The 25,051-nt window shown below is 48.3% G+C and carries 22 protein-coding genes; 10 read left to right on the top strand and 12 right to left on the bottom strand.

The genetic code is table 11. The annotated features are described in order from the left end of the window. The first annotated feature begins 132 nt into the window (after positions 1-132). Complete coding sequence (gene add, locus A1OO_RS00195) at positions 133-1,137, top strand: adenosine deaminase (protein WP_016959459.1); 1,005 nt, start codon at positions 133-135, stop codon at positions 1,135-1,137. Between the two features lie 341 nt (positions 1,138-1,478). Here add and hemN read toward each other — a convergent pair whose 3' ends face one another. From hemN to A1OO_RS00220, 5 genes are all read right to left on the bottom strand, one after another. Then, entirely contained in the window at positions 1,479-2,852 is a 1,374-nt protein-coding gene (hemN, locus tag A1OO_RS00200) for an oxygen-independent coproporphyrinogen III oxidase (RefSeq protein ID WP_016959461.1), read from the bottom strand. A 113-nt stretch (positions 2,853-2,965) separates the two neighbouring features. Further along, the gene (locus tag A1OO_RS00205) at positions 2,966-3,463 is read right to left on the bottom strand and encodes a DUF2489 domain-containing protein (RefSeq protein WP_017004995.1); all 498 of its coding nucleotides are present in this window, start codon (positions 3,461-3,463) and stop codon (positions 2,966-2,968) included. Further along, positions 3,464-4,012 carry a Der GTPase-activating protein YihI gene (gene yihI, locus A1OO_RS00210; protein WP_017004996.1) on the bottom strand — a complete coding sequence of 183 codons (549 nt, stop codon included), beginning with the start codon at positions 4,010-4,012 and terminating at the stop codon, positions 3,464-3,466. It lies immediately after the preceding gene. Next, positions 4,009-4,656, bottom strand: a complete 648-nt coding sequence (locus A1OO_RS00215; RefSeq protein ID WP_017004997.1) for a class I SAM-dependent methyltransferase — start codon at positions 4,654-4,656, stop codon at positions 4,009-4,011. Before A1OO_RS00215 ends, yihI begins: the two co-directional genes overlap by 4 nt. 727 nt (positions 4,657-5,383) lie before the next feature. Beyond that, positions 5,384-6,001: a c-type cytochrome gene (locus A1OO_RS00220; protein WP_017004998.1), complete on the bottom strand. Its 618-nt coding sequence runs from the start codon at positions 5,999-6,001 to the stop codon at positions 5,384-5,386. A gap of 149 nt (positions 6,002-6,150) precedes the next feature. On the opposite strand from A1OO_RS00220, the gene yihA reads away from it, so the two are divergent. Next, positions 6,151-6,837, top strand: coding sequence for a ribosome biogenesis GTP-binding protein YihA/YsxC (gene yihA, locus A1OO_RS00225; protein WP_016959466.1), 687 nt, complete (start codon positions 6,151-6,153; stop codon positions 6,835-6,837). A gap of 889 nt (positions 6,838-7,726) precedes the next feature. Here yihA and polA read toward each other — a convergent pair. After that, positions 7,727-10,522: a DNA polymerase I gene (polA, locus tag A1OO_RS00230; protein WP_017005000.1), complete on the bottom strand. Its 2,796-nt coding sequence runs from the start codon at positions 10,520-10,522 to the stop codon at positions 7,727-7,729. A gap of 539 nt (positions 10,523-11,061) precedes the next feature. On the opposite strand from polA, the gene elbB reads away from it, so the two are divergent. Then, a complete protein-coding gene (gene elbB / locus A1OO_RS00235; RefSeq protein WP_017005001.1) occupies positions 11,062-11,712 on the top strand; it encodes an isoprenoid biosynthesis glyoxalase ElbB in 651 nt (216 codons plus the stop codon). Positions 11,713-11,969: 257 nt separating this feature from the next. Here elbB and A1OO_RS00240 read toward each other — a convergent pair whose 3' ends face one another. The 4 genes from A1OO_RS00240 to recQ all read right to left on the bottom strand — a co-directional run bounded on the left by A1OO_RS00240 (position 11,970) and on the right by recQ (position 15,525). Beyond that, positions 11,970-12,410: a GNAT family N-acetyltransferase gene (locus A1OO_RS00240; RefSeq protein ID WP_017005002.1), complete on the bottom strand. Its 441-nt coding sequence runs from the start codon at positions 12,408-12,410 to the stop codon at positions 11,970-11,972. 120 nt (positions 12,411-12,530) lie between these two features. Next, the gene (locus A1OO_RS00245) at positions 12,531-13,196 is read right to left on the bottom strand and encodes a 7-cyano-7-deazaguanine/7-aminomethyl-7-deazaguanine transporter (RefSeq protein ID WP_016959472.1); all 666 of its coding nucleotides are present in this window, start codon (positions 13,194-13,196) and stop codon (positions 12,531-12,533) included. Between the two features lie 171 nt (positions 13,197-13,367). Next, positions 13,368-13,682, bottom strand: a complete 315-nt coding sequence (locus A1OO_RS00250; protein ID WP_016959473.1) for a DUF3630 family protein — start codon at positions 13,680-13,682, stop codon at positions 13,368-13,370. Continuing rightward, a complete protein-coding gene (gene recQ / locus A1OO_RS00255; protein WP_026024071.1) occupies positions 13,675-15,525 on the bottom strand; it encodes an ATP-dependent DNA helicase RecQ in 1,851 nt (616 codons plus the stop codon). Before recQ ends, A1OO_RS00250 begins: the two co-directional genes overlap by 8 nt. A gap of 282 nt (positions 15,526-15,807) precedes the next feature. Here recQ and rarD point away from each other — a divergent pair, with 282 nt between their 5' ends. The 3 genes from rarD to A1OO_RS00270 all read left to right on the top strand — a co-directional run bounded on the left by rarD (position 15,808) and on the right by A1OO_RS00270 (position 19,181). Next, complete coding sequence (gene rarD, locus A1OO_RS00260; RefSeq protein ID WP_017005004.1) at positions 15,808-16,716, top strand: EamA family transporter RarD; 909 nt, start codon at positions 15,808-15,810, stop codon at positions 16,714-16,716. A gap of 166 nt (positions 16,717-16,882) precedes the next feature. Next, positions 16,883-18,655 carry a gamma-glutamyltransferase gene (ggt, locus tag A1OO_RS00265; RefSeq protein ID WP_017005005.1) on the top strand — a complete coding sequence of 591 codons (1,773 nt, stop codon included), beginning with the start codon at positions 16,883-16,885 and terminating at the stop codon, positions 18,653-18,655. A gap of 28 nt (positions 18,656-18,683) precedes the next feature. Beyond that, entirely contained in the window at positions 18,684-19,181 is a 498-nt protein-coding gene (locus A1OO_RS00270) for a DUF2780 domain-containing protein (RefSeq protein WP_016959477.1), read from the top strand. A gap of 185 nt (positions 19,182-19,366) precedes the next feature. Here A1OO_RS00270 and uvrD read toward each other — a convergent pair whose 3' ends face one another. Next, a complete protein-coding gene (uvrD, locus tag A1OO_RS00275; protein WP_017005006.1) occupies positions 19,367-21,544 on the bottom strand; it encodes a DNA helicase II in 2,178 nt (725 codons plus the stop codon). Positions 21,545-21,929: 385 nt separating this feature from the next. Here uvrD and A1OO_RS00280 point away from each other — a divergent pair, with 385 nt between their 5' ends. From A1OO_RS00280 to A1OO_RS00295, 4 genes are read left to right on the top strand one after another with little or no spacing between them, the layout of a single operon-like run. Beyond that, on the top strand, positions 21,930-22,190 hold the full coding sequence (locus A1OO_RS00280; protein ID WP_016959479.1) for a BufA1 family periplasmic bufferin-type metallophore: 261 nt from the start codon (positions 21,930-21,932) through the stop codon (positions 22,188-22,190). A gap of 35 nt (positions 22,191-22,225) precedes the next feature. After that, entirely contained in the window at positions 22,226-23,083 is an 858-nt protein-coding gene (gene bufB, locus A1OO_RS00285; RefSeq protein WP_017005007.1) for an MNIO family bufferin maturase, read from the top strand. Further along, positions 23,080-23,835, top strand: coding sequence for an HvfC/BufC N-terminal domain-containing protein (locus A1OO_RS00290; protein ID WP_016959481.1), 756 nt, complete (start codon positions 23,080-23,082; stop codon positions 23,833-23,835). Before bufB ends, A1OO_RS00290 begins: the two co-directional genes overlap by 4 nt. A gap of 18 nt (positions 23,836-23,853) precedes the next feature. Further along, complete coding sequence (locus A1OO_RS00295) at positions 23,854-24,291, top strand: DoxX family protein (protein ID WP_017005008.1); 438 nt, start codon at positions 23,854-23,856, stop codon at positions 24,289-24,291. On the opposite strand, the gene yigB is transcribed toward A1OO_RS00295, so the two are convergent. Beyond that, positions 24,275-25,000 (bottom strand): 5-amino-6-(5-phospho-D-ribitylamino)uracil phosphatase YigB, encoded by a 726-nt coding sequence (gene yigB, locus A1OO_RS00300; RefSeq protein ID WP_017005009.1) that lies wholly within the window; start codon positions 24,998-25,000, stop codon positions 24,275-24,277. The two genes, A1OO_RS00295 and yigB, sit on opposite strands and share 17 nt — an antisense overlap. Positions 25,001-25,051: the final 51 nt, after the last annotated feature.

Genomic DNA, 25,051 nt, shown 5'->3' on the forward strand with positions numbered 1-25,051 from the left:
CCCACAGTTTCAACATAAATCGTAAACAAAGAGAACAAAACCGCCTAATGGGCGGTTTATGTTTATTTGCATTACTGACGAGGTGATAGATAGCTCGTATAATTGCCAAAAGTTGATTTAAGGATATTCAAAATGATCGCAACCCACCTTCCTTTGACGGATTTGCACCGACACCTTGATGGCAATATTCGTATTCGCACTATTTTGGAGCTGGGTCAGAAGTTCGGCATGACGCTTCCTGCTGATACTATCGAGACACTGCGCCCGCACGTTCAAGTGATGTCAAATGAGCCGGATCTCGTCGGTTTCCTGTCAAAACTCGACTGGGGTGTTGCTGTGCTGGGCGATCTGGATGCGGTTCGTCGCGTTGCTTACGAAAACGTGGAAGATGCACTAAATGCGCGTATCGACTATGCGGAGCTGCGTTTTTCGCCGTATTACATGGCAATGAAACACAACCTTCCGGTTCAAGGTGTGGTTGAGGCAGTGATTGACGGTGTGCAAGCGGGTAGCCGCGATTTTGGCGTGAAAACCAACCTTATTGGTATCATGAGCCGCACTTTTGGTGTCGACGCCTGTATGCAAGAGCTTGATGCGCTGCTGGCACTAAAACAACACCTGATTGCTATCGATCTTGCTGGTGATGAACTGGGTCAGCCAGGTCATCAGTTTAACGATCACTTTGCCAAAGTACGCAAAGCTAACCTTAACGTGACCGTGCATGCGGGCGAAGCCGCGGGGGCTGAAAGCATGTGGCAGGCGATTAATGAGCTTGGTGCTACCCGCATTGGTCACGGCGTAAAAGCCATCGAAGACCCTGCGTTGATGGAATATCTGGCAAAACACCGCATTGGTATCGAAACGGCACTGACGTCCAACGTGCAAACCAGCACCGTTGCATCGCTAGAAAGCCACCCTATCAAGCAATTCCTGTCACACGGCATTCTTGCATCACTGAATACCGACGACCCAGCAGTGTCCGGTATCGAGCTGCCTTATGAATACGAAGTGGCTGCGCCACAAGTGGGACTGACCCAAACGCAAATTACGCAGCTGCAGCAAAATGGTCTTGAAATCGCCTATCTGTCTGACAGCGAGAAAGCAGAACTCACGGCTAAAGCATTAGCGCGTAGCTAGTCGCTACTGGCTCAAAAAACCGACAGTCAAAAACACCAGCAAACGCTGGTGTTTTTTTGTTCACAACTCACGTACAATGCCGCCGAATTTTCGTACTAAGACTCATGGGGTTTTAGTTACACCACGACACCGTAGAGATGTGACATGTTCGACGCACTGTTTACCCTGAATGAAATGACAGCGGCTGGCCCTGGCCAATTGGCAGCCGCAGCCCTTGCTGTTGTATTGGCTGTATTTAGCCTCAGCAGTGGCGCATAAACGCTAAGAAGCGATGACGCCTGATCTAAAAAAGCCGCAACCGCGGCTTTTTTCATTTTTAGCTCATGGCACATTGAGCAGACTTAAATAACGCGAGAAAACTGCTGCTGGCGGGCTCTGTCACGCAAATAGGTATCAAAGCACATACAGATATTGCGGATCAGCAGGCGCCCTTTCAGCGTCACTTGAATATGGCTATCGTCTACCGTCACCAAATCATCATCGATAAAGCACTTCAGTAACGCTAAATCATCAGCAAAGTATTCATCAAACACCAGTGCGTAATCGCGCTCAATGACTTTCTTATCGAGAGAAAAATTACAAATCAGTGATTTGATCACTTCACGACGGAGCAAGTCATCGGCATCGAGCATCACGCCTTTCCACAGCGCATGGCGTTTATCTTCCACTTGCCCGTAATACTTCTTCAGTTCTTTCTGATTCTGAGCATAGCAATCCCCAATCATGGAAATGGCAGACACACCCAAACCCAGCAAGTCACAATCACCCTGCGTGGTATAGCCTTGGAAATTACGATGCAAAATACCTTCGCGTTGCGCGACCGCCAATTCATCATCAGGCAGCGCGAAATGGTCCATGCCAATAAATTGGTAGCCAGCGCCAGTCAGAGTACTGATGGTTTGCTCAAGCATGCCAAGACGCTCTTGCGGTGATGGCAGGTCGGCATCTTTGATTTTGCGTTGCGCGGCAAACAAGGCGGGTAAGTGCGCGTAATTGAACACGGACAAACGACCCGGTTTCATCTCTACCACTTGTTTGAGGGTCTTAGCGAATGTCGCACCGTTTTGGTGCGGCAGTCCATAAATCAAATCCAGATTGGTGGAACGAAAGCCCAAGGCCTTCGCTCGCACAACCAACGCTTTGATAAAATCTTCGTCCTGTTCACGGTTTACCGCTTTCTGAACCGTTTTATCAAAATCCTGCACACCGATACTTAAACGATTGAACCCTTCTGCACGCAGATGATCCATCATGTCGAGTTCGATTTCGCGCGGATCAACCTCGATGCTTATCTCGGCATCTTCGCTCAAACGAAACTCTTGACGCAGTAGACCCATCAATCGAGTGATTTGGGCTTTTGACAGGAATGTGGGGGTACCGCCCCCCCAATGAAGCTGAGTGACATGACGATCACCTAACAAGTAGGCTCGCTGACGGATTTCAATTTCAAGCGCATCGAGATAAGCATCGGCTTTGTGCGCATGACGAGTGATCACCTTGTTACACCCACAGTAGTAACAAAGGGTATGGCAGAACGGGATATGCACGTACAAAGACAAATTGCGCTCAGGATACTGCGCACACGCCATATCAAATTCTGCTGGAGTGAAAACTTCGTGAAATTCCAATGCGGTCGGGTAAGAGGTATAGCGCGGCCCTGAGTAGTTATACTTCTCAATAAGCGCCTGATCCCAAATGATTTGCTGCGTAGACATTTGTGTTCCCGCCAAAAATGAACAACCGGAGAGCATATTTTGACACACTCTCCGGTCGCGGATGAATCTTTCCCTTCTAGCCAAAGGGAAAACTGTTGGCTTGATCGTATCGATCAGCTCGCTAACGTGCGAATCGGGGTCATTTTCGCCCCAGTAAACGCCAGTATTTCTTCCAGTTCGGTATGAATGGCCTGTTGAAGACGCGCTTCGGTTTTCATGCGTACCATGTTGTCTCGCATGCGTTCTTTCTTATCAATCGCTTTGCGCGCGTCGCCTCGGGGCATGTCCTTGACCACGTCATACAGTTCATACAATGCTGGGTAGCGCGTGGGGTAATCAACGCGCTTCTCCCCTTGGAGGTGATCCATGATCATAAAAAGACGAATAGCCGCTTCCGAAAAATCACACTGCTCTTGCAGCGTTGCCATGGCAATCACATCCACACTTTCAATGATTTTGAGGTTACGTTTCTTAGTAGCAGCATCCATTTGCGCAGCCTGCAATTTGGTCTGATGACGTAATTTCGCCAACAGCCAGCCCGCATAGATGGCTAACCCCAGAATAATGGCACCGCCTAGTGCCAACACACCTAAAGGAAGAGTCTCCAACATTTACTCCTGATCAAATTTGACGTTTTCAAACTCCGCCAGCAAATCATCATCGCCGCGACGTTTTGATTTCTTCGGTGTTTCTGTCTCGACTGGCTCTTCGTCTTCTTCAAACAAGCCCAGTTGGTTCATTAACACTTCAATGCGGTCGAGTTTCTCGTCAACGTAACTTTGCAGACCAGAACCTAGCTTCTCACCGTTTTCAATACGGTCAATCAACACATTGAGTTGTGCATCATTTTCCAGCATCTCCAGCTCTTTTTCAGCGCTAACACGACGCACTTTTTTGCCTGCTGCAGATTTAGGATGTGGTTTTTGCTCAACCACCAATGGAACCGCAGTTTTGCTGCCCAAGCGCGGGTCGCGCTTTTGCTGAGCAATGCGTTGTTGCTCGACCGTACCGTCTGAATGACGAGAACCGGCTTTTAAGCCTTTGCGCTTGTTTTTACGCTTGGCTGCCAGAGCCGCAATGTCATTGTGACTTAATGAACGATCACTATATTGCGCTGGACCTTCAGAGCCAACTTTGCGGGCTTTCTTCTTGCGGGTCATTCGTTTTTCTTCCTCAGTAAAATTACGTCGTTACCAACAAAGTCCACGTCAAGACCATCACGGCCTGCCAAGAAGCAGAACGTTTCGCGACTGAAAAAACTCACGTGGGTTGGGTCATTCTTGTAGTGCCAATGCTTAAATGCATCAACATCAATAACGAGCTTGGTCATGATTGCCAACCAGCCTCCAGGCTTAACCAGGCTCAATAACTGTCCCCATTCCTTGTGAGGCATATAAAAGTGTTCAATCGCTTCGGTGCAGGTAACAAAATCATAGGTGGTACCAAGTACACTATGATCCGGCATGAAATAAGGATCATACAAGACCATTTTATGCCCTGCCTCTTCTAGCATCGCGGCCAATGCCGGCCCAGGGCCACACCCAAAGTCTAATCCTTCGAGTGGCGCACTACCGAGTTTTTCCAATAATGGATCGGCCAAGCGGCCTAAAAAACGGCGGTATCCCTCATCACTTATTTCATTTTCATGCTGTTGATATACGGCCTCTTCTTCTTTCGGTGACAGCCGACTAGCTGGGTCGGCAAACACCAACGAACAAGGCTCGCAACGGAAGTAGCGACGACGTTTATCCTGCTCAAAATCGACGACATGCGTCGACTGACAAAGCGGGCAATCAAGGGTCATTGAGGGTTTCTGCACCAGATTGAATGGCGGAAATGTAACAGAAAGCTGGATAAGAAAAAAGCGACAGGCAAAGCCTGTCGCTCTAGAGCGTTCTAATGAACGGATTATACCGCTTCAATCCCTAACAGTAATGCCACATCCCGGTGAACAAATTTCCGTTTGTATTGAGGGCGTCCTGCCGTTTTTTATTTGAGTATGACTCACAACATCCTGTCATCTTCACCATCCTGGTAGTGTCCTGACCACCGTCCAAGTGGTTGTCCGTTACCATGTGAATCCTTCACACTGTTGGTCATCCTGACGCAGCACATCCTGGTGACGAAGGCTTTCCAAGCCAAATTCCGTTTGAATCCTAATCGCAGCCCTGCGTTAGTCTTCCTGACTGTCCTTTTCCATGTCGTGTTCCCAGTCGACATAAATAATTCTACGCCGATAAAAAATACAAAATAGGCGTCGACTCACATTTCAAACATACATTTTATTTTGAGAATTATTATCTAACTGAAAGGTAGGAGAAAAAAACAAAAACAGGCAAGTTTTAGGGAAGAATACTTACTAGAAGTTGGGCGATCACCTACAAAATAGCGCGTGAAAATGCTCGGCAGACATTGATATCTGAGTAACCTCAAGATGTATAATTCAGTGTTACGTCTAATAATATTGCTCTGAATATAGACGCAAAAAAGGCAGCCTCAGCTGCCTTTTGGAAACTTAACGAGCGAACAAATTAGTGCAAACCGCCAACGTATTGGGAAATAGCGTCGATCTCTTTGTCCGACAATTTGCTAGCAACGATACGCATCATACTATTCAAGTCGTTATTACGCTTCGCATCGCGAAACGCCATTAACTGAGCTGAGACGTATTCGGCATGCTGTCCAGAAATTTTAGGAAACCCTGACAGTGATGTGCCGTTACCACGTGGACCGTGACAAGCAATACACGCCGCAATGCCGCGCTCTGAATCACCCGCCAGATAAATCTGCTCACCGAGATCAACCGACGTTTCAGGTGTCGCACCTGGCTTGGCGGTTTGTGATGCGTAGTAAGCAGCGAGATCAGACATATCCTGTTCGGACAATGATGCCACCATGCCGGCCATTACTGCATTGTAACGGCCTTGCTCTCCACCCGTCGTCATACCGAGCTTAAAATCTTGAAGTTGCTTTAACAGGTATTTTTCGTGTTGACCTGCCAGAACGGGGTTTGCCGGAATGAGACTATTGCCGTCAGGACCGTGACATGCGGCACAAGTGGTTGATTTTGCTTTACCTGCTTCTGCATCACCCTGTGCATAGACGGTAAAACTCGCAATTAAAGTGAGTAGTAGCGCTAATTTCTTCATGACATTCCATTTATAATTATCAAGCTTCCAATACCACGATGCCCACGCCATCATGATACAATCATCGAGCAAAAACCGAGCACGGTCATTTTACACAATTTCACATAAAAGTAATCAGTCGACTACATAAAGTCGAGACGGAGTTAACAGTGAATCCTTCACTCAACTATCGCAACACACACTTTATCACCAGTGCCCCAGATATCAGGCACTTGCCGCCTGATACCGGTATAGAGGTCGCGTTCGCGGGACGCTCTAATGCTGGTAAATCTAGCTCAATTAATCGACTTTGTGATCATAAAAGCTTGGTTAAAGTGAGTAAAACGCCGGGTCGCACACAATTGATCAACTTATTTAAAGTGGATGAGGGATGTCACATTGTCGACTTGCCGGGCTATGGCTTCGCGCAAGTTCCACTGGAAATGAAGAAAAAATGGCAAAAATCACTGGGTGAATATTTACAAAAACGTGAGCAATTGAAAGGATTGGTCGTGTTGATGGATATTCGTCACCCGCTGAGAGAGCTTGATCAGCAGCTTATCTTTTGGGCGGTTGACTGCAACTTGCCAATTTTGGCGCTGCTAACCAAATGTGACAAACTAAAAAGTGGCGCACGTAAAGCAGAGTTAGCCAAGGTAAGAGAAGCCGCTCTAGATTTCGGTGGTAACGTACAAGTCGAACTCTACTCCTCGCTAAAAGGCATTGGCGTTGACATGCTGCGTAAGAAGCTAGATAGCTGGTATTTCCCCGTGTTTGAAATGGATGCAGAGACGACTGTCGACGCAGAAGAGAACGACGTTATCGCTACTAACGACGATTCAACGTCTAACCAGTAACCATCTCTTTGGTAAACCATAAGCTTTGTTGGATTTCAGACAAATAAAACCCCACCAGAAGGTGGGGTAACGGGAGAGAAATAGGAGGTTTTTTCTTATTCGTTATGATTTGAGTGTCATCCATAATCTCCATCTCCGCAAGTTAGCCCTGCCGTTACGCTAAGTATTTTTGCCTTTCTTTACAGACAGATAATGTATTCAACCTCTGTAATGCACTGATTTTTAACATCTTGATTTTCTTATATGATACTTATTTTTTGTCGATAAATATCATTCCATTCACATACTCTGCCTGATCTTTATTCTGGAAGTGAATTACAATTTTAGCGGATAAAAAAAGACCGATCTGAATACTCAGATCGGTCACAAATAACGTGAAAGCCATCTGCCTAAAAAGCGTTGCAGACCACCCTAACCACATCAAGAACAAGAAGCAGCGGTCATTATAGCGCCGAGAACTTTAAATTAAAGTAATTACTCTAATCATGGGCGATAAATTATAACCCCTACACTGCAAATAGATTAATTCATTGTTTTTAATGGTTTTTATTCGATAATTAAAACTGAAGAGAAAACGGGTTTTCACAATAAAAAATGCCCCGGTCGACATTCATCGACCGGGGCTGCTGAATCAGCCAAATCCAATAACGTGAAACAAAAGGTCTGAAAGATAGAACATCTTACCTCTGTACCCTACGTCGCTAAATGTATATCAAATGGCCGATTAAGAAAACCCTTTACGTAGTTTTTTTTCATCAAATTATAAAAAATAGTGCTTTATGTATTCACAATGTTTCATGAAATCAATAAAAAAGCCCGTCTATACGGGCTTTTTTCGTTATGAAATTTAAGTGATTGTGTGATGGGTATCGACCATATGGTCGACTAATCAGTGGGCTTGATCCCAGTTTTCGCCTGTTCCAGAGTCTGCCACGAGAGGAACTTCAAGTAAGGCGGCAGATTCCATTAACTTACAAACCTGTTGCTCAACATCCGAAAGGTGTGCGATATCGACTTCCAGCACCAATTCATCGTGTACTTGCATGATCAAAGCAACACGACCTTCAGGCTGTTGTCCAATCCAACTGTCGACAAGAATCATCGCGCGTTTAATGATATCTGCCGCTGTTCCCTGCATCGGTGCGTTAATCGCAGCGCGTTCAGCCCCTTTACGGCGCATACCATTGCTTGAATTGATTTCTGGCAAGTGTAGTCGACGACCAAAAATAGTCTCTACATAACCTTGCTCGGCAGCCTGTAAACGCGTGGCTTCCATGTACTGACGCACGCCAGGATAACGTTCAAAATAACGCTCCATATATTGCTGCGCTTCGCCACGAGGAATTCCCAACTGTTTGGCCAAACCAAATGCACTCATGCCGTAGATTAAGCCAAAGTTAATGGCTTTAGCGCGACGGCGCATTTCACTGGTCACTTCACTAATATCAATCCCCATCACTTCTGCCGCCGTGGCACTGTGAATGTCTTTCCCGTTGCGGAAAGCTTCAAGCAATGCTTCATCGCCAGACAGATGCGCCATAATGCGAAGCTCGATTTGCGAGTAATCGACAGCAAGAATAGCTTTGCCCGGTGGTGCGATAAACGCCTGACGAATACGACGCCCTTCTTCATTACGAATAGGGATATTCTGCAAGTTTGGATCGGCCGAAGACAAACGACCTGTCGCAGTCACCGCTTGGTGATAAGAAGTATGCACGCGTTTGGTTTGCGGCTTCACCATCCTTGGCAGCTTGTCGGTGTAAGTCGACTTCAGCTTGGCTAGACCACGGTATTCGAGAATACATTTAGGCAGTGGGTAGTCCAGTGCCAACTCTTGCAGCACTTCTTCATTGGTTGACGGTGTGCCTGATGGGGTTTTCTTGACTACCGGCAGACCCATCTTTTCAAACAAAATGACTTGAAGCTGTTTTGGAGAGCTAAGATTGAACTCTTCTCCCGCCAACTCAAACGCTTGCTTTTCTAATTCATCAAGACGGATGGCAATTTCTTTTGATTGCGTAGCAAGCATGTCGGCATCGATCAAAACGCCATGACGCTCCATACGTGACAACACAGGAACAAGCGGCATTTCATATTGCTCGAAGATAACTTTAAGCTTTTCGTCTTGCAGCAAATGCGCCATCAACACATTGTGTAGGCGCAAGGTAACATCCGCATCTTCCGCGGCATACGGCGCGGCTTGTTCCATCTCAATTTGATTAAACGTCAGCTGCTTTTTACCTTTACCCGCAATCTCTTCGAAACTAATGCAAGCATGTTGCAGATAGCGTAATGCCAAACTGTCCATGTCATGACGCCCAGCCACACTATTAAACACATAAGATTCAAGCATGGTGTCGTACGCAATGCCCTTCATCTCAATGTCATAACGCGCCAACACGCTCGAATCATATTTCAGGTTCTGACCGACTTTGAGTGCACCGGCATCTTCTAGCCATGCTTTCATTTCTGCCAGTACCCAGTTTCTATCTAACTGTTGTGGCGCATCGAGATAATCGTGGGCAACAGGCAAGTAAGCCGCTTCACCTTCTGCAACGGCAAAAGAGAGGCCAACCAGATTGGCTTCCATGTAATCGAGGCTGTCAGTTTCTGTGTCAAACGCCACCACGTCAGCACTGCGCAGTTTGTCCATCCAAACGCGAAACGCTTCTTCGGTCAAAATGGTTTCGTACTTGCTGCGATCAATGCTTGCCGCTGAAAAGTTTACGTCTTCTTTTTTACCCGATGCTGAAGGCGTACCGGATGCGACCGCTCGCTCAGCGACAGCATCCATGCCAGCACTACCGCTTTGCGCTTCCGCTAACCAGCGCTTGAAATTAAGCTCAGTAAACAGCTCAACCAATTTGTCATTTTCAGGCGCACGGTTAGTCAATTGTTCGGGTGTAAACGGCAATTCACAATCTAGCTTAATGGTCGCAAGCTGATAAGAAAGAAACGCCCCATCTTTATTATCTTCTAGTTTCTTCGCCATGGTTTTAGAACCACGGAATCCAAGGTCGGCAATTTTATCAAGGTTCGCGTATAGCTCTTCTAATCCACCGATACCCGCGATCAAAGCCGTCGCGGTTTTATCACCTACACCAGGGACACCTGGGATGTTATCGACTTTGTCACCCATCAAAGCCAGATAATCGATGATGTACTCTGGGCCAAAACCATATTTATCATGCACGCCTTGTGGGGTCATGATGACATTGGTCATGGTATTAATGAGAGTGACATTCTCATCCACCAGCTGCGCCATATCTTTATCACCGGTACTGATCAGAATCGGCATACTGGCCTTGGAACCCTGCACGGCAAGCGTACCGATCACGTCATCTGCTTCGACACCGTCGATAACCAGCATTGGGAATCCCATAGCTTCAATGATTTTATGCAATGGCGCTATCTGACCGCGCAGGTCATCCGGCATCGGCGGACGATGTGCTTTATATTCGGCATACATATCGTCACGAAAGGTTTTACCTTTAGCATCGAAAATCACGGTCACATTGGATGTCGGATACTGTTTGACCAGACTACGTAGCATGTTAACCACGCCGTAAATCGCACCTGTTGGCTCGCCATTGGCGTTAGTCAAACTAGGGGATGCGTGGTACGCGCGATAAAGATAAGAGGAGCCGTCGACCAGAATCAACGGACTGTCAGAAGTCGTCGCCATAACGTTATAAGCTAACCAGAAAATGATTGATGGGCTAGGATGCCACGACTGGCGAATTCTGTTAACCCGCGATTTCGATTTCTATGGCTAAGAAAGCAAGTCACGCTTCGATTCATACCCTCACATTTATTTTCATATCGACCTACAGACTCATTATCAAACTGCCCTGTGCATAAACACTTTCCCGCCCATGACACCCACCTTTCGCTGTGGATAACTTTGTTAGTATTTATTTTTGGCAATTCAGATCATGTGTGAAAAACGCACAAAATCAGAAAATATATCTTTTGTTTTTATGCACTTAACTCTAAGTCATTGATCCGGATCAGGATCGTGCGGAGATCATCGACTGTGGAAAAAGAAATTGACCACCGATCAAAGCAACCTTGCATCTTTTACAATACCGTTCTCTAAGGTTGTGATCAGCGTGAATTCAAATCACCATCGTTTTGCTCATAGACTACGCTTGATCTGGCTATTAACTCGGCGGCGATCCACGCTTTCGCCGCAAGATGATTTCTTGCAACGAGGACACATTTATGAAAAAGGTGGCTGTCATCCTGTCAGGATGTGGTTTTTATGATGGTTCGGAAATTCAAGAATCGGTGTTGTCGCTTCTTGCGATAGAGCAAGCGGGTGCAAGCTGGTATTGCTTTGCGCCTGATGAAGAGCAATTTCATGTCATTAACCACCATGCTGGCGAGGAATCAGGCGACACACGTAACGCCTTGCAAGAAGCTGCGCGTATTTGTCGTGGCGATATTGCCCCAATATCCACGTTGAACCCGGATGACTTTGATGCCCTGCTCTTACCTGGCGGTTTTGGTGTAGCAAAAAATCTCAGTGATTTTGCCAACACAGGCGTATCCATGAGCATTCAAGAAGACGTTCTGCGTGTTTGTAAAGCGTTCGCAAGCGCTGAAAAACCAGCGGGCTATATTTGTATTTCCCCGATCTTGATACCAAAGGTGTATGGCCCAGGCGCGAAAGGGACCATAGGAACAGACCCCGAGACGGCAGCAGCATTTAATGCCATGGGCGGTGAACATGTTAATTGTCCCGTTGATGACTTCGTGCTTGATCAAAGCCGACGCTTGCTTTCCACTCCTGCCTATATGCTTGCTACATCGGTGAGTGAAGCGGCTTCTGGGATCAATAAACTGGTCGATAAACTCGTGGATATGGCGTGAAAGACGTTTGATATGACATGAGTATAAAAGCGAAGAAGAAAAAGAAGTAGAAGAAGAAAGAAAAAAGCGACGCCGAGTTGGCGTCGCCTGCATCAGAAAACTGCACTACGTAAGCAGATTCATGCAAATACATTTACTGGAAGCAATGTGAGCAATGTCGTGTGTTCTCTGGTGAAGATTGCCTTCGCCATCGAACGAAATAAATACTAATCATTCTCATTAGCGTTTACAAGTTATTATTACTGCTTTATTTTTGCTCATTGATAATGTGTGATTTTCTTCACAAAATGCAGGCGGTATTGATCCAGTGAGTCTTTTTTCTCTAAGTGCTCAATCAAGTAATGGTTATTGAGTAGCAAACAAAGCATGCCCGCAAAGCAATTACGCGATTTCACACGCAAGCTGGTGTAGCCATGTTGAGCGACCCAGCGCTCTTGCGAATGCAACAGCGCCTGTGCGATACCACGACGGCGACCTTTACGAGTGACGCCACCTAGCCAGCTATAGAAACAATCTTCATCCAATTGATAACCCACTTTCACCCCACAGCTTTCCCCATCTTGTTCTGCAATCAGCACCAAAAAGGGCTTGTCACCAATACGTTTTTTAAGTGAAACCAGCGTTTCCTCACGGGAAAATTCATCGATTTGACCGAGTACGTTGATGGCATCGGCCAGCGTGCCTTCTCGAATGATCATGGGTGTATCCTTATTTGATCAGCACTCATGTGCTTTTTCTCCGAGTATAGGCGAACAGACAAAAAAAAAGCCGATCAAACGATCGGCTCTATTACCCTCAATCTTATATGCAGGCAGACGCTAAACCAGCTTGGCCTGCGCTGTCTCGTTAACCTTGGTCATGCGACCCACAAGATAATTCAACAACACGCCATACATAGGTACAAACAGGCCAAGGCTTATGATGAGCTTAAAGACGTAATCGACAATGGCGATTTCCGTCCAGTTAGCCGCCATGAAGGCATCAGGGCTGTTGTAAAACGCGATGGCAAAGAAAGCCAAGGTATCAAGCGCGTTACCAAACACGGTTGAACAGCTAGGTGCTACCCACCATTTTTTTGTCTGGCGTAGGCGATTGAACACATGAATATCGAGGATCTGACCAAGCATGTAAGCCATGAAGCTTGCCACGGCAATACGCGCCACAAAGAGGTTAAACTCAGTGAGGTGCGCGAGTCCTTGATACTGTCCTTGATAGAACAACACCGACAACACATAAGAGATCAACAGTGATGGCACCATCACGCTGAAAATGATCTTACGTGCCATGCCTGCACCAAAAATACGAACAGTCAGATCGGTCGCCAGAAAGATAAACGGAAAGGTAAATGCGCCCCATGTGGTGTGAAAACCAAAAATGGTGAACGGCAGCTGTACCAGATAATTGCTAGACGCAATGATAACGAGGTGGAAAACCACCAAATAGGAAAGGGCGTTGCGCTGTTGCGCGGGCGTAAAAGTGCTCATTTGGAACCTTTTTGTCATTGGGGGCGAGGGAACCCAAACGTACTTATTATGCCGAGTATTCTACTCGACACCGTATTTTTCTGCTTCGCGGTGCAGTTGCATAACGCAAAGAAGGTGGCGAATTATACAGCATTTTTTTGGCTTGCCAACTGTCGTCGCGTCGCCGTGGTATCACGAAAAGGCGAGTTGTCTACTTAACCAGCGATGCAAAAACAGTAGTTCTTCATCGCCTTCTTTACCAAGGCGCTCTAACCACACACTGGCACTGTAATGCTCAGCTTTGAGCATAAAGGTGACACCTTCAAAGTCGACCAACCATGTGTGCAGATCGGCATCGGTTTGCTTATCCTGCGCGTTGGCGTCAATCAGTTGGCAAAACCTATCTAGCATAGCTTCTGCGTTGTCGAAATCCATCCCATCCGCGGCCAACACCAAACGCCCTTCATTGGCGTCAAAATGCGATAACCTAAATCGTGGTTTATCCATAACTCGCATCATCCGTGTCGAGCGTGATGTGATCTTCAATCACGTCCAAAAATACATGGCCGTATTTTTCTAGCTTGCGCTGACCCACGCCATTGACCGCCAGCAATTCACCTTGCGAGGTCGGGATCATTTCAGCCATTTCAATCAAAGTGGCATCGTTAAACACCACATACGGCGGGATGTCTTCTTTATCTGCAATCGCTTTGCGCAGTTTACGGAGTTTGGCGAACAGCTTTTTGTCGTAATTGCGTTTGCCAAGCTTGTCGGCTTTACTGCGTGGTGACAGACCGAGTCTTGGCACGGCAAGTTCAAGCGATGTTTCACCGCGCAAGACAGGACGTGCTTCTTCAGTCAGTTGCAGCACAGAACTTCGTGCAATGTTTTGCATCAGGTAACCGCGATGGATCAGCTGACGGAAAATGCTGACCCAATACTCATGACTGTGGTCTTTGCCCAGTCCATAAGTGCTGATCTTCTCGTGCCCGTGCTCTTTGATGCGCTGGTTTTGCATACCGCGCAGCACTTCAACTGTGTAACCCACACCAAAGCTCTGATTCACGCGATACACACATGACAGGGCTTTTTGCGCTTGCTCTGTACCGTCAAACAGCGTGGGCGGATCTAAGCAAATATCGCAGTTACCGCAGGGTTTCTCGCGATATTCACCAAAGTAATTCAATAACACCAGACGGCGACAGGTTAGCGCCTCAGCAAACGCGCCCATGGCATTAAGCTTGTGGCTTTCCACCTGCTTCTGTGGTCCTTCTGGCTTTTCTTCCAAACAGCGATGCAACCAGCCGATATCCGACGGGTCATAAAACATCACCGCTTCGGCGGGCAAACCATCACGCCCAGCACGCCCCGTTTCCTGATAATAGGATTCGATGTTGCGTGGAATATCATGGTGAACCACAAAACGCACATTGGGTTTATTAATCCCCATGCCGAACGCAACCGTTGCCACCACAATTTGCACGTCATCGCGCTGGAAAGCTTCTTGTACCCAAGCGCGTTGTTCATTGCTCATGCCTGCATGATAGGCCGCTGCGCGTAGATTTTGATCGCACAGCTTTTCGGCCACCTGCTCGACCTTCTTGCGGCTGCTGCAATAAATGATGCCGCTTTGTCCGCTTTGCCCGGCGAGAAACTGGGTCAATTGCGCCAGCGGCTTATGCTTTTCCACCAAGGTGTAGCGAATATTGGGGCGATCAAAACTACCAAGGAAAGAGTGCGGAGCATCTAACGCAAGACGCGAACAAATATCCTGACGCGTGGCGTCATCCGCGGTGGCGGTCAACGCCATCACAGGCACATTCGGGAAATGCTGTTTTAGGCTACCCAGTTGCGCATATTCGGGACGAAAATCGTGTCCCCATTGAGAGATACAGTGCGCTTCATCCACCGCGATCAGAGCAATCTTCACTGCTTGCAAACGTTCGATAAAGTCACGCATCAACACGCGCTCAGGCGAGACATAAAGCAGCGAGAGGTTACCCTCGCGCAGTGCTTGCCATGTTGCTGCTTGTGCTTCTGGGAGCATGGAGGAGTTAATACACGACGCTTGCACGCCGTTCGCAAGCAGTTGGTCGACCTGATCTTTCATCAGCGAAATAAGCGGAGAGATAACAATCGTCAAGCCATCGCGCACCAAAGCAGGAATTTGGTAGCACAGGCTTTTACCGCCACCCGTTGGCATGATGACAAGGCAGTCTTGACCCGCGATAGCGGCATCAATGACTTCCTTCTGACCGTCTCGGTAGCTGTGATAGCCAAACACCGACTGCAAAACAGATTCGTCTTGTGCCAGTTCCAGCGTTTGCGCGGCAGAATCAGTGACGGTCATGATGCCTCTCTTCAATGAATTGGCGCTCATTCTAAACGCCCTTCGCCAATGTTGAAAGCCATGCCGTTGTTGCACACGATTTTCTCATCAATATGTCACCTTTAAGGTGTGCTTAGCGATACATCCTCCATATACTGATTGATGCAGCTAAACCGTTTATATTTGATGACCATTCAGCACTACCACGCTAGATAAGCCATCAATACCCCTTATTTTTCGCTGCCCGCGCCGCCTTTAGGCGGTTTTTGCTCTTTGTCGTAATTTGTATGTTGAGATCTTGCAGTGAATGATGCGCAACAAACCCGCCGAGGCATATTTCTCGCCATTGGTGCCTATAGCATGTGGGGTATTGCCCCGATCTACTTTAAAGCGTTAACTGACGTCCCGGCATTGGAGGTCGTGATGCACCGTGTGCTGTGGTCGTTTTTCTTTCTCGCCATCATAGTGAAAATGAGTGGCAGCTTTGCCCGCGTAAAACTGCTACTCAAAGATACCAAGCGTTTAGCACTTTTAACCGTTACTGCCGTGGTTATTGCCGCCAACTGGCTCATTTTCATATGGGCCGTGGGCAACAACCTCATGTTAGACGCAAGCCTTGGCTACTTCATCAACCCACTCTTTAATGTGGTGTTAGGCATGGTATTTCTCGGCGAACGCTTCCGACGATTGCAATGGGTCGCCGTGGCACTGGCTTTTTCTGGTGTGGCTATTCAAGTTATCACTTTTGGCTCATTGCCTTGGGTTGCGTTGGTGCTGGCGGGCAGTTTTGGCTGCTACGGTCTGTTGCGAAAGAAAATCAATGTGGATGCAGCCACCGGACTGTTCATTGAAACCGCAGTGTTATTGCCAGCGTCAGCAATCTATTTACTCTTTATTGCCGACAGCGCGACCTCAAACATGCTCGACAACAGTTGGAGCATGAACCTGCTACTGATCGCCGCAGGTATCGTCACGACCTTGCCACTGTTGTGCTTTAACGGCGCAGCCACCAAATTGCGCTTATCAACACTGGGCTTTTTCCAATACATCGGCCCAACCATTATGTTTTTTTTGGCCGTGGGCATTTATACCGAACCGTTCACCGCGGATAAGGCCACCACCTTTGCCTTTATCTGGACAGCGCTGGCTATCTTCACGTTTGACGCAGTCAGACAACAAAAGAAAAAGCGCAAGTTAAGCACCCCATCTTGATATCTCGGCACCGCAAGGTGCCGTTTTTTTTATACCCGCAATATTTTTCTATCCTTCTGCCTTCACAGAGAAAAATTGACATCCTGCCTCGTTAATCCGACACACTTCTCGCTCATTAGCGAACTATACTCAGAGGCTAACCGTTCGTGCGTTAAAAGGAATTAGAATGAAAAAGCCCCCGACTCGACTCTTGTCCGCATTGGCACTTAGCTTGATGATGACAGGGACTGCCAACGCGACTGCTGAAGGTCAAATCACCGATGCTATCGCGCCCGAACTTGCCACAGGCAGCGTGATGCGAAAGAGCGTAAAAGGCACGCAATGGATGGTGGCGTCGGCCAATCCTCATGCCAGCAAAGCCGCCGAGTCCATTCTAAAAAAAGGCGGCAATGCGATTGATGCCATGGTCGCGGTGCAAACCGTGCTGGGCTTGGTTGAACCGCAAAGCTCTGGCATTGGTGGCGGTGCTTTTTTGGTGTATTGGGATAATAAGGCACAAGCCTTAACCACGTTTGACGGGCGTGAAACCGCGCCAATGGCAGCAACGCCAACACTATTTCTTGATGACAATGGTCAGCCGTTGAAATTCTATGACGCCGTTGTTGGTGGGCTGTCCGTCGGCACGCCGGGTACGTTGCGTTTAATGCATGATACCCACGCTAAGTATGGCGACCTGTCTTGGCGCGCCGTGCTCACCCCGGCTATTGAACTGGCACAAGCCGGTTTTGAGGTGTCACCGCGTTTAGCGGCGCTGATTGAAGGCGATGCTGATAGGCTGCGCCGCTACCCTGCGACTCACCAATATTTCTTTGACGACAACGGTAACCCTCTGAGCATTGGCGATCGTTTAGTGAACCTCGAATACGCCAGCACCTTGAAAATGGTGGCAGAGGATGTCGACAACTTCTACCAAGGCCCCATCGCTGATGACATTGTCGCGACCGTCCAAAACGCGGCGGGCAACCCCGGCGTATTGAGTAAAAAAGATTTGGCCGATTACCGCATTGTTGAACGCCAACCTGTCTGCGCCCCTTATCGTCAATATCGAGTCTGCGGCATGGGACCGCCGACCTCAGGCGCGATTACCGTTGGGCAAATCCTTGGCATTTTGAGCAACTTCCCACTGAAAGACCTCGGCAAAGATTCCCCTGAAAGCTGGCGTTTAATTGGTGATGCCTCTCGTTTGGCATTTGCCGATCGCGGACGCTATATCGCAGACACTGACTATGTGCCAGTGCCAACCGAAGGCTTATTAGCACCCGAATACTTGAAAGCACGCGCGGCATTGATCCCTGCTGAAGGTGCCATGACTGATGTGTCCCCCGGCATGCCACAATTTAGCCATGCGATGAAAGCGCCGGCATTGGCCGACGATCAGTCCATCGAACTGCCGTCCACCAGCCATTTTTCCATTGTGGATAAAGCGGGCAACATTGTCTCCATCACCACCACCATTGAAAACGGCTTTGGCTCGCGCTTAATGACCCGTGGTTTCTTGCTCAACAACGAGTTAACGGATTTCTCCTTTGCCACACAAAAAGACGGCGTGCCTATCGCAAACCGCATTGAGCCGGGTAAACGCCCCCGTTCATCCATGGCGCCCACCATTGTCATGCGTGATGGTAAACCATACATGGCGGTAGGCTCACCGGGTGGCAGTCGCATCATCGGTTATGTTGCCAAAACACTGGTCGCGCATCTTGATTGGGGTTTAGACATTCAATCAGCCATCGACTTACCGCATCTCGTCAATCGCTTTGGCACTTTTGATCTCGAGGCAGGGACGGATGCAGAAAGTTTCAAACCTGCACTTGAAGAGATGGGATATAACGTCAATATTCGTGACTTAACATCCGGCATTCACGGTATTGTTATCGACAGTGGTGCATTGGAAGGCGGTGCCGACCCAAGGCGCGAAGGGCTGGTCACTGCACAGTAACCCGTTAAGCCCCCTCAGGAGAATATGAATGTTACGTAAAATCAACACGATGGCACTTTGTGCCATTCTCGCAACAGCAGCAGTACCTGCTCAAGCACTTAGCTTGGACAGCCTACTCGGTGAAGCGAACAAAGAAGCCAGTAATTTACTCAATGGCGTAGACACAAAAACGGCAGATAACCCACTCACGTCGTTGCTGTCGACAGATCTTGGCGTCAATGACAAGCAAGCAGCAGGCGGTGCGGGAGCCCTACTTGCCATGGCTTACCAATCCCTAGGGGAAGAACAAAGCGGTGAGTTACTCAAGATGGTGCCGGGCATGGATTCTTTGACAGGGATGATTCCAGACGATCTCGCCAGTAACCTTGGCAACTTAGAGTCCGTCGACAAAGTCTTCGGTGTACTTGGCTTAGATCCGGGCATGGTACAAAAATTCGCCCCAGTGATACTCAAGTATTTGACCGGTGAAGGCGCCAGCGAATCGCTCATTAGCGGTTTGACGGACGCTTGGGGCGCAGCAAAATAATCTGTCTCTTGTTTCCATTCTCTTTAACTTGAGTGCGATACAAGAACCAACAGACGAAAAAGAAGGGGTGGCCTAAGCCACCCCTTCTTTTTTACTGTCGTTTTTTCAAGCCTTAACGTTTTTGCTTTTAGCTTTTAGCTTTTAGCTTTTAGCTTTTAGAGCATGGCGCTTAACAGTGTCTGCCGTTACATCGCTTCTAGCTTGGCATATTGCGTCACCAACCACTTGATCCCTTCGCCATTAAAGGCGACCTGCACACGGCTTTGATTGCCGCTGCCTTCAAAATTGATGATCGTACCTTCACCAAATTTTGGATGCTGAACACGCTGGCCGAGATTAAAGCCCGTTTGATTGAAATTCTGCTGAGTCTGCGTTTGAGAGAAACGCCCACTCGCTGCAGCAGGGCGCGTAACCTTGGCACGCATGCGAACTTCTTCCATGCACTCTTCCGGCAACTCACGAATGAAGCGTGAGGCTTTGTGGAACATGTCTTTACCGTACACACGGCGCATTTCTGCATGGGTGATAAACAGTTTTTTCATCGCACGGGTCATGCCCACGTAGCAAAGGCGACGCTCTTCTTCGAGGCGCCCCGCTTCTTCGGATGACATTTGGCTCGGGAACATGCCCTCTTCCACACCAACCATAAACACCAACGGGAATTCCAACCCTTTGGCGCTGTGAAGTGTCATAAGCTGCACGGCATCATCAAATTCATCCGCCTGCCCTTCACCAGCTTCCAAGGCAGCATGAGACAAAAAGGCCGATAGCGGCGTCATGTCTTCTTGCACCTCTTCCGGCGCTTCATACTGGCGGGTTGCGGTGACAAGTTCTTCCAAGTTATCAATACGTGCCTGCGCTTTCTCGCCTTTTTCGGCTTCGTACATCGCGCGCAAACCCGAATGTTGGATCACGTAATCGGTTTGTTGGAACAGCGCCATCTCACGCGTCTCGTCTTCTAGCGCATTGATCAATTCAACAAAACGACGCAGTGAATTGGCCGCACGTCCTGCCAACACTTGCTCTTCCAACAACTGAGTACTGGCTTCCCACATGGTCGCGCCACGATCACGTGCCGCCAAACGAATGGTTTCCAAGGTGCGATCGCCCATTCCACGTGTTGGTGTGTTGATCACACGTTCAAAGGCAGCATCATCAAAACGGTTCGCCATCAAACGCAGGTATGCCAGCGCATCTTTGATTTCCTGACGCTCGAAGAATCGCATACCACCATAAATTCGATAAGGCAGCCCTGTTTGAATCAAGGCCTCTTCCAGCACGCGAGATTGGGCGTTGTTGCGATATAGCATGGCGCAATCGTTCAATGCGCCGCCTTCGTCATGCCAAGATTTGATTTTACCGACAACAAAGCGAGCCTCATCCAACTCATTAAATGCACTGTATACGGAAATTAATTCACCTTCGTGACCGTCGGTCCACAGGCTCTTGCCCATACGTTCCGAGTTGTTGGTGATCAGATGATTTGACGCCTTCAAAATATTGCCCGTAGAACGGTAGTTCTGCTCAAGACGAATGGTCTTCGCGCCAGCAAACTCATCAAGGAAGCGTTGAATGTTTTCGATCTTAGCGCCACGCCAGCCGTAGATAGACTGATCGTCATCGCCCACGATCATCACATTGGCTTGCGTGCCAGCCATCATGCGCAGCCAAGCGTATTGAATGTTGTTGGTATCTTGGAACTCGTCGACCAAAATATGCTGAAAACGCGCCTGATAGTGCTCACGAATATGGGTTTTATCTCGTAACAACTCGTGGCAACGCAGCAAAAGTTCCGCGAAATCCACCAGTCCTGAACGGTCACACGCTTCCTGATAAGCGCTATAAACACGTAACCAGGTTTTTTCGACGGGATCGAACTGCGCATCAATATGATGTGGCCGTAAGCCCTCGTCTTTTTTGGCATTGATGTACCACGATGCTTGACGCGCAGGCCAATGTTTCTCATCGAGGTTTTGCGCTTTAATCAAGCGACGCAGCAAACGCTGTTGGTCGTCAGAATCCAGAATTTGAAAATCTTGCGGTAAATTCGCATCAAGATGGTGAGCACGCAGAATACGGTGACACAAGCCATGGAAGGTACCGCACCACAATCCTGATGACGTCCCCTGCATCAGTTGGTCGATACGCCCACGCATCTCCGCTGCCGCTTTATTGGTAAAAGTCACCGCCAGTACTGAAAACGGCGAGGCATGCTCCACTTTCATCAACCAGGCAATGCGATGAACAAGCACTCGGGTTTTGCCACTACCCGCGCCAGCGAGTACCAGATAATTGCCGAGCGGCGCGGCCACGGCTTCGCGTTGGTTGTCGTTAAGACCGTCAATCAGGTAGGATACGTCCATCGTTCATTCACTGGTTATTTATACACTGGTTGAGGATTATATACCCAAGTGACTTTCAGGTGCGAACCTAACACCAAAATTCTGGGGCAAAGACCAACATACACCCCGATATTAACGCCGCCTTACTCCACTCCTTTTACCAATCCAGGTTTCTCTCTCATACTTTTATAAAAATGATGACTCAAACCAAACAAAACCAATATATATCAATATTTTAATGCAACACTGGTTCGTCATTGGTTATTTTTAATCAAAAAATAACCGCAACAGCGAAAGTTTTCATTCACTCAACCTATCCTTTTAGGTGAGCACGTTATTGAAGACGGCTCTTTCTTTAATCAATTGATAATCCTAAGGACCTCCGTCCTTACAATGAGGAATTGACATGAAAAAGACTAATTTTGCTGTCGCTGCTGCTATTACCAGTCTGCTTGCTGTGGGTGCAACCACTTTGACGACAACGCCTGCCCAGGCTGCAGAAAAAGAGAAATGCTACGGTGTCGCAAAAGCGGGTAAAAACGACTGCGCAACGGCGACCAGTTCTTGTGCGGGTACATCAACCAAAGATGCCCAAAAAGATGCGTTTATCGTCGTGCCTCAAGGCCTATGTGACCGCCTGTCAGGCAGCGCTAAGTCGGCCTCTTAATCAGAGTAACGTCTTAATCGAAACAGGGGTTAGGCATGGAAAAAGTTTCTCCTTGGATTGGCGTGGGGCTAAGGCATCCACATCATGAGCACTTCATCAATCAATCCCCGGATATAGGATGGTTAGAAGTACACAGCGAGAACTTTTTCCAGCCTGATTCTGATGCTTTTCAGGCGTTAGATACCTTGCGACGCCAATATTCGATTAGCTGTCATGGCGTGGGTTTGTCATTAGGGTCAACCGACCCGATAAACCGCGACCACTTGCGTCGACTCAAACGATTAGTTGATGAGATCGATCCCTTATTCGTCTCTGAGCACCTCAGTTGGAGTTCGGTAAATGGCGAATATTTTAATGATTTACTGCCTCTTCCTTACACCGAAGAAGCACTGGATGTGTTTTGTGCCAATGTCGACATCACACAAGATCACCTCAGTCGACAGATTCTGGTGGAAAACCCATCGAGTTACTTGAGCTTTAACCACTCAACCATTCCTGAATGGGAGTTTCTGGCCGAAGTCGCCAGACGCACTGGCTGCGGATTGTTGCTCGATCTGAATAACGTGCATGTCAGTGCCTTTAATCATGGCTTTGACGCACAGCAATACTTAGCCGCTATTGATCCAGAGTGGGTGAAAGAAATCCATTTGGCAGGCTATGTCGTTAATCCGCTGCCCGAGGGTGAAATTTGGATTGATACTCACAGCCAGCCAGTTTCTGAGCCAGTATGGGCGCTTTATCATCAATGGATCGCCGCAAACGGGCCACGACACACCTTGATTGAGTGGGATAGAGACATTCCAACACCCGAGGTGCTGCTGGCGGAAGCGGCGAAAGCCGATGCCATCTTAAAGGCGCTATATTATGGCCCCTTGCGAGAGGTGGCATCATGACATCGCCAGACTTAGCCTCTCTGCAGCGACAGTTTAGTGACGCGCTGCACTATCAGCCGCACCAATTGCCGGTTGCTCAAGGCGTCACAGCACCCGATGCGCTATTGCAGGTTTATCGCAACAACTTCGTGATGACATTAACTGAATGCCTCGGCGTGGCTTACCCCGTGGTCAATGCACTGGTGGGTGAGGAGTGCTTTGCTGCCATTGCTCGCCAGCACGTGCTGACCACGCCAATGAATAATGCCTGTGCCGATCGTTATGGCGAAGGGTTTGACAAGACAATGACGTCATTGCCCAACATCATCGAAGCTGTCCCTTATCTTGCCGATATCGCGACACTAGAGTGGCATATTCAAACGGTCAGTCAGGCGACGATAACGAAAATGCCGTTTCCAGTGGAAGCCTTAGCGCTAGTGACACCTGAAGATTTTGGCAATATCCAGCTTCAGGTATCCCCCACAGCCAAAGTGATGCAAAGCCATTTCGCCATCTGCAGCATTTGGCAAGCAATCACCCATCATGATGAAGCGGCGCTGCAATCGCTTGACCCTCTTAATTCCGAGGCGACGCTCGTTCAACGCCGTCATAACACGCTAGAAATCACGTTGCTTGATGCCGAAGAAGCCACATTAATCGTCGCTTGCGAGCAATCGCCGTTTGGCAATATTGCTCCTCATTTATTGCAACACGTCGCCAGCGCCATGCAGCGTGGCGTGTTTACTGATTTTACTCTCGCTCACACGCCATAAGAAAAAAGGACATCGCGCATGCTTTCAGTTATTACCAAATTGGACGATATTTTTGCGTCCGCGCTCAAGCCCCTCGCTCCGGTATTGCTGCTGATCAGTCGTCTTTGGGTGGCATGGGTGTTTTTCCGTGCAGGGCAGACCAAAATCGCAAGCTGGGACAGTACGCTATACCTCTTTGAGTATGAATATCAGGTACCGGTATTGCCTTGGGAAATGGCGGCATACTTGGGGACGGCAGCGGAACTTATCCTGCCTGTATTTTTACTATTAGGTTTGTTAACTCGCCCAGCGGCTTTTGCACTGTTCGTTTTCAATATTGTCGCGGTTGTGTCTTACCCCGCCCTTTGGGATAAAGGCTTCTTCGACCACCAAATGTGGGGCGTGATGCTCTTAGTCACCACCGTGTGGGGGCCGGGCTTACTGGCACTCGACAATAAACTTAAACAGCGCGGGTGAGAGTCAAAAGCTGACTCAGATGGGAGATCTCCACATCCGGAAGTAATGTTGCATGCCGCTGCTTTGTCAGCGGCTGGTTTGTTTCGTTAATCCAGCACGCCTTAAATCCTGCCAGTTTCGCACCGCGCACATCCGCTTTTAAATGATCGCCAACATGCAAAATGTTCTCAGGATCAACATCCAGCAAGTGTTTCGCTTTAGTAAACATAGCCAAGTCAGGCTTGGCTTTCCCGTCAGGTCCGGCTTGCAGAACATGCATAAAATACGGCGTCAGCCCCAGCCGATCACAATCAACATTGCCATTGGTGATCGCCAAAAGTGGGTAATTTGCCGCTAATGCCGCTAAGGTTTCAATGGCTTCATCTGGCACGGAAAAGTTGCTGCGCTCGAAAAGAAAGAATTCAACGGCGTCATTGGCAAGTTGTTGCGCTGCAAAGTCGCTCAGACCACAGCGAGTGGCGGCAAATTTGATCTGCGCTCGTCGAATCTCTGTGACAAACCCTACCAAGCGAGGATCTTGCTCCATCACCTGCTGGCGAATGTCCTGCCATAACGCCCAGCTAAATGCTTCCATCGGCGGGCAATGCGAGGCTAGCCAATCCAGCAACTGTTGCTCTGCGCGTACAATCACCACACGGTTGTCGTACAAGGTATCATCCAGATCAAAGGTCAGTGCTGAGACGGGTTGCCATCTGCGGTAAAACTTCATGCGCGTTCCTCTACTCGTTCCGTTGCCTGTATTCACTCGATCACAGTGCTC

This window comes from Enterovibrio norvegicus FF-33 (assembly GCF_000286835.2).
In the GTDB taxonomy this organism is placed as follows: Bacteria; Pseudomonadota; Gammaproteobacteria; order Enterobacterales; family Vibrionaceae; genus Enterovibrio; species Enterovibrio norvegicus_A.

Excerpts from the sequence above, each read along its gene's own strand:
- add (WP_016959459.1), top strand. The coding sequence starts at position 133 with ATGATCGCAACCCACCTTCCTTTGACGGATTTGCACCGACACCTTGAT.
- hemN (WP_016959461.1), bottom strand. The coding sequence starts at position 2,852 with ATGTCTACGCAGCAAATCATTTGGGATCAGGCGCTTATTGAGAAGTAT.
- A1OO_RS00205 (WP_017004995.1), bottom strand. The coding sequence starts at position 3,463 with ATGTTGGAGACTCTTCCTTTAGGTGTGTTGGCACTAGGCGGTGCCATT.
- yihI (WP_017004996.1), bottom strand. The coding sequence starts at position 4,012 with ATGACCCGCAAGAAGAAAGCCCGCAAAGTTGGCTCTGAAGGTCCAGCG.
- A1OO_RS00215 (WP_017004997.1), bottom strand. The coding sequence starts at position 4,656 with ATGACCCTTGATTGCCCGCTTTGTCAGTCGACGCATGTCGTCGATTTT.
- A1OO_RS00220 (WP_017004998.1), bottom strand. The coding sequence starts at position 6,001 with ATGAAGAAATTAGCGCTACTACTCACTTTAATTGCGAGTTTTACCGTC.
- polA (WP_017005000.1), bottom strand. The coding sequence starts at position 10,522 with ATGGCGACGACTTCTGACAGTCCGTTGATTCTGGTCGACGGCTCCTCT.
- elbB (WP_017005001.1), top strand. The coding sequence starts at position 11,062 with ATGAAAAAGGTGGCTGTCATCCTGTCAGGATGTGGTTTTTATGATGGT.
- A1OO_RS00240 (WP_017005002.1), bottom strand. The coding sequence starts at position 12,410 with ATGATCATTCGAGAAGGCACGCTGGCCGATGCCATCAACGTACTCGGT.
- A1OO_RS00245 (WP_016959472.1), bottom strand. The coding sequence starts at position 13,196 with ATGAGCACTTTTACGCCCGCGCAACAGCGCAACGCCCTTTCCTATTTG.
- A1OO_RS00250 (WP_016959473.1), bottom strand. The coding sequence starts at position 13,682 with ATGGATAAACCACGATTTAGGTTATCGCATTTTGACGCCAATGAAGGG.
- recQ (WP_026024071.1), bottom strand. The coding sequence starts at position 15,525 with ATGACCGTCACTGATTCTGCCGCGCAAACGCTGGAACTGGCACAAGAC.
- ggt (WP_017005005.1), top strand. The coding sequence starts at position 16,883 with ATGAAAAAGCCCCCGACTCGACTCTTGTCCGCATTGGCACTTAGCTTG.
- A1OO_RS00270 (WP_016959477.1), top strand. The coding sequence starts at position 18,684 with ATGTTACGTAAAATCAACACGATGGCACTTTGTGCCATTCTCGCAACA.
- uvrD (WP_017005006.1), bottom strand. The coding sequence starts at position 21,544 with ATGGACGTATCCTACCTGATTGACGGTCTTAACGACAACCAACGCGAA.
- A1OO_RS00280 (WP_016959479.1), top strand. The coding sequence starts at position 21,930 with ATGAAAAAGACTAATTTTGCTGTCGCTGCTGCTATTACCAGTCTGCTT.
- bufB (WP_017005007.1), top strand. The coding sequence starts at position 22,226 with ATGGAAAAAGTTTCTCCTTGGATTGGCGTGGGGCTAAGGCATCCACAT.
- A1OO_RS00290 (WP_016959481.1), top strand. The coding sequence starts at position 23,080 with ATGACATCGCCAGACTTAGCCTCTCTGCAGCGACAGTTTAGTGACGCG.
- A1OO_RS00295 (WP_017005008.1), top strand. The coding sequence starts at position 23,854 with ATGCTTTCAGTTATTACCAAATTGGACGATATTTTTGCGTCCGCGCTC.
- yigB (WP_017005009.1), bottom strand. The coding sequence starts at position 25,000 with ATGAAGTTTTACCGCAGATGGCAACCCGTCTCAGCACTGACCTTTGAT.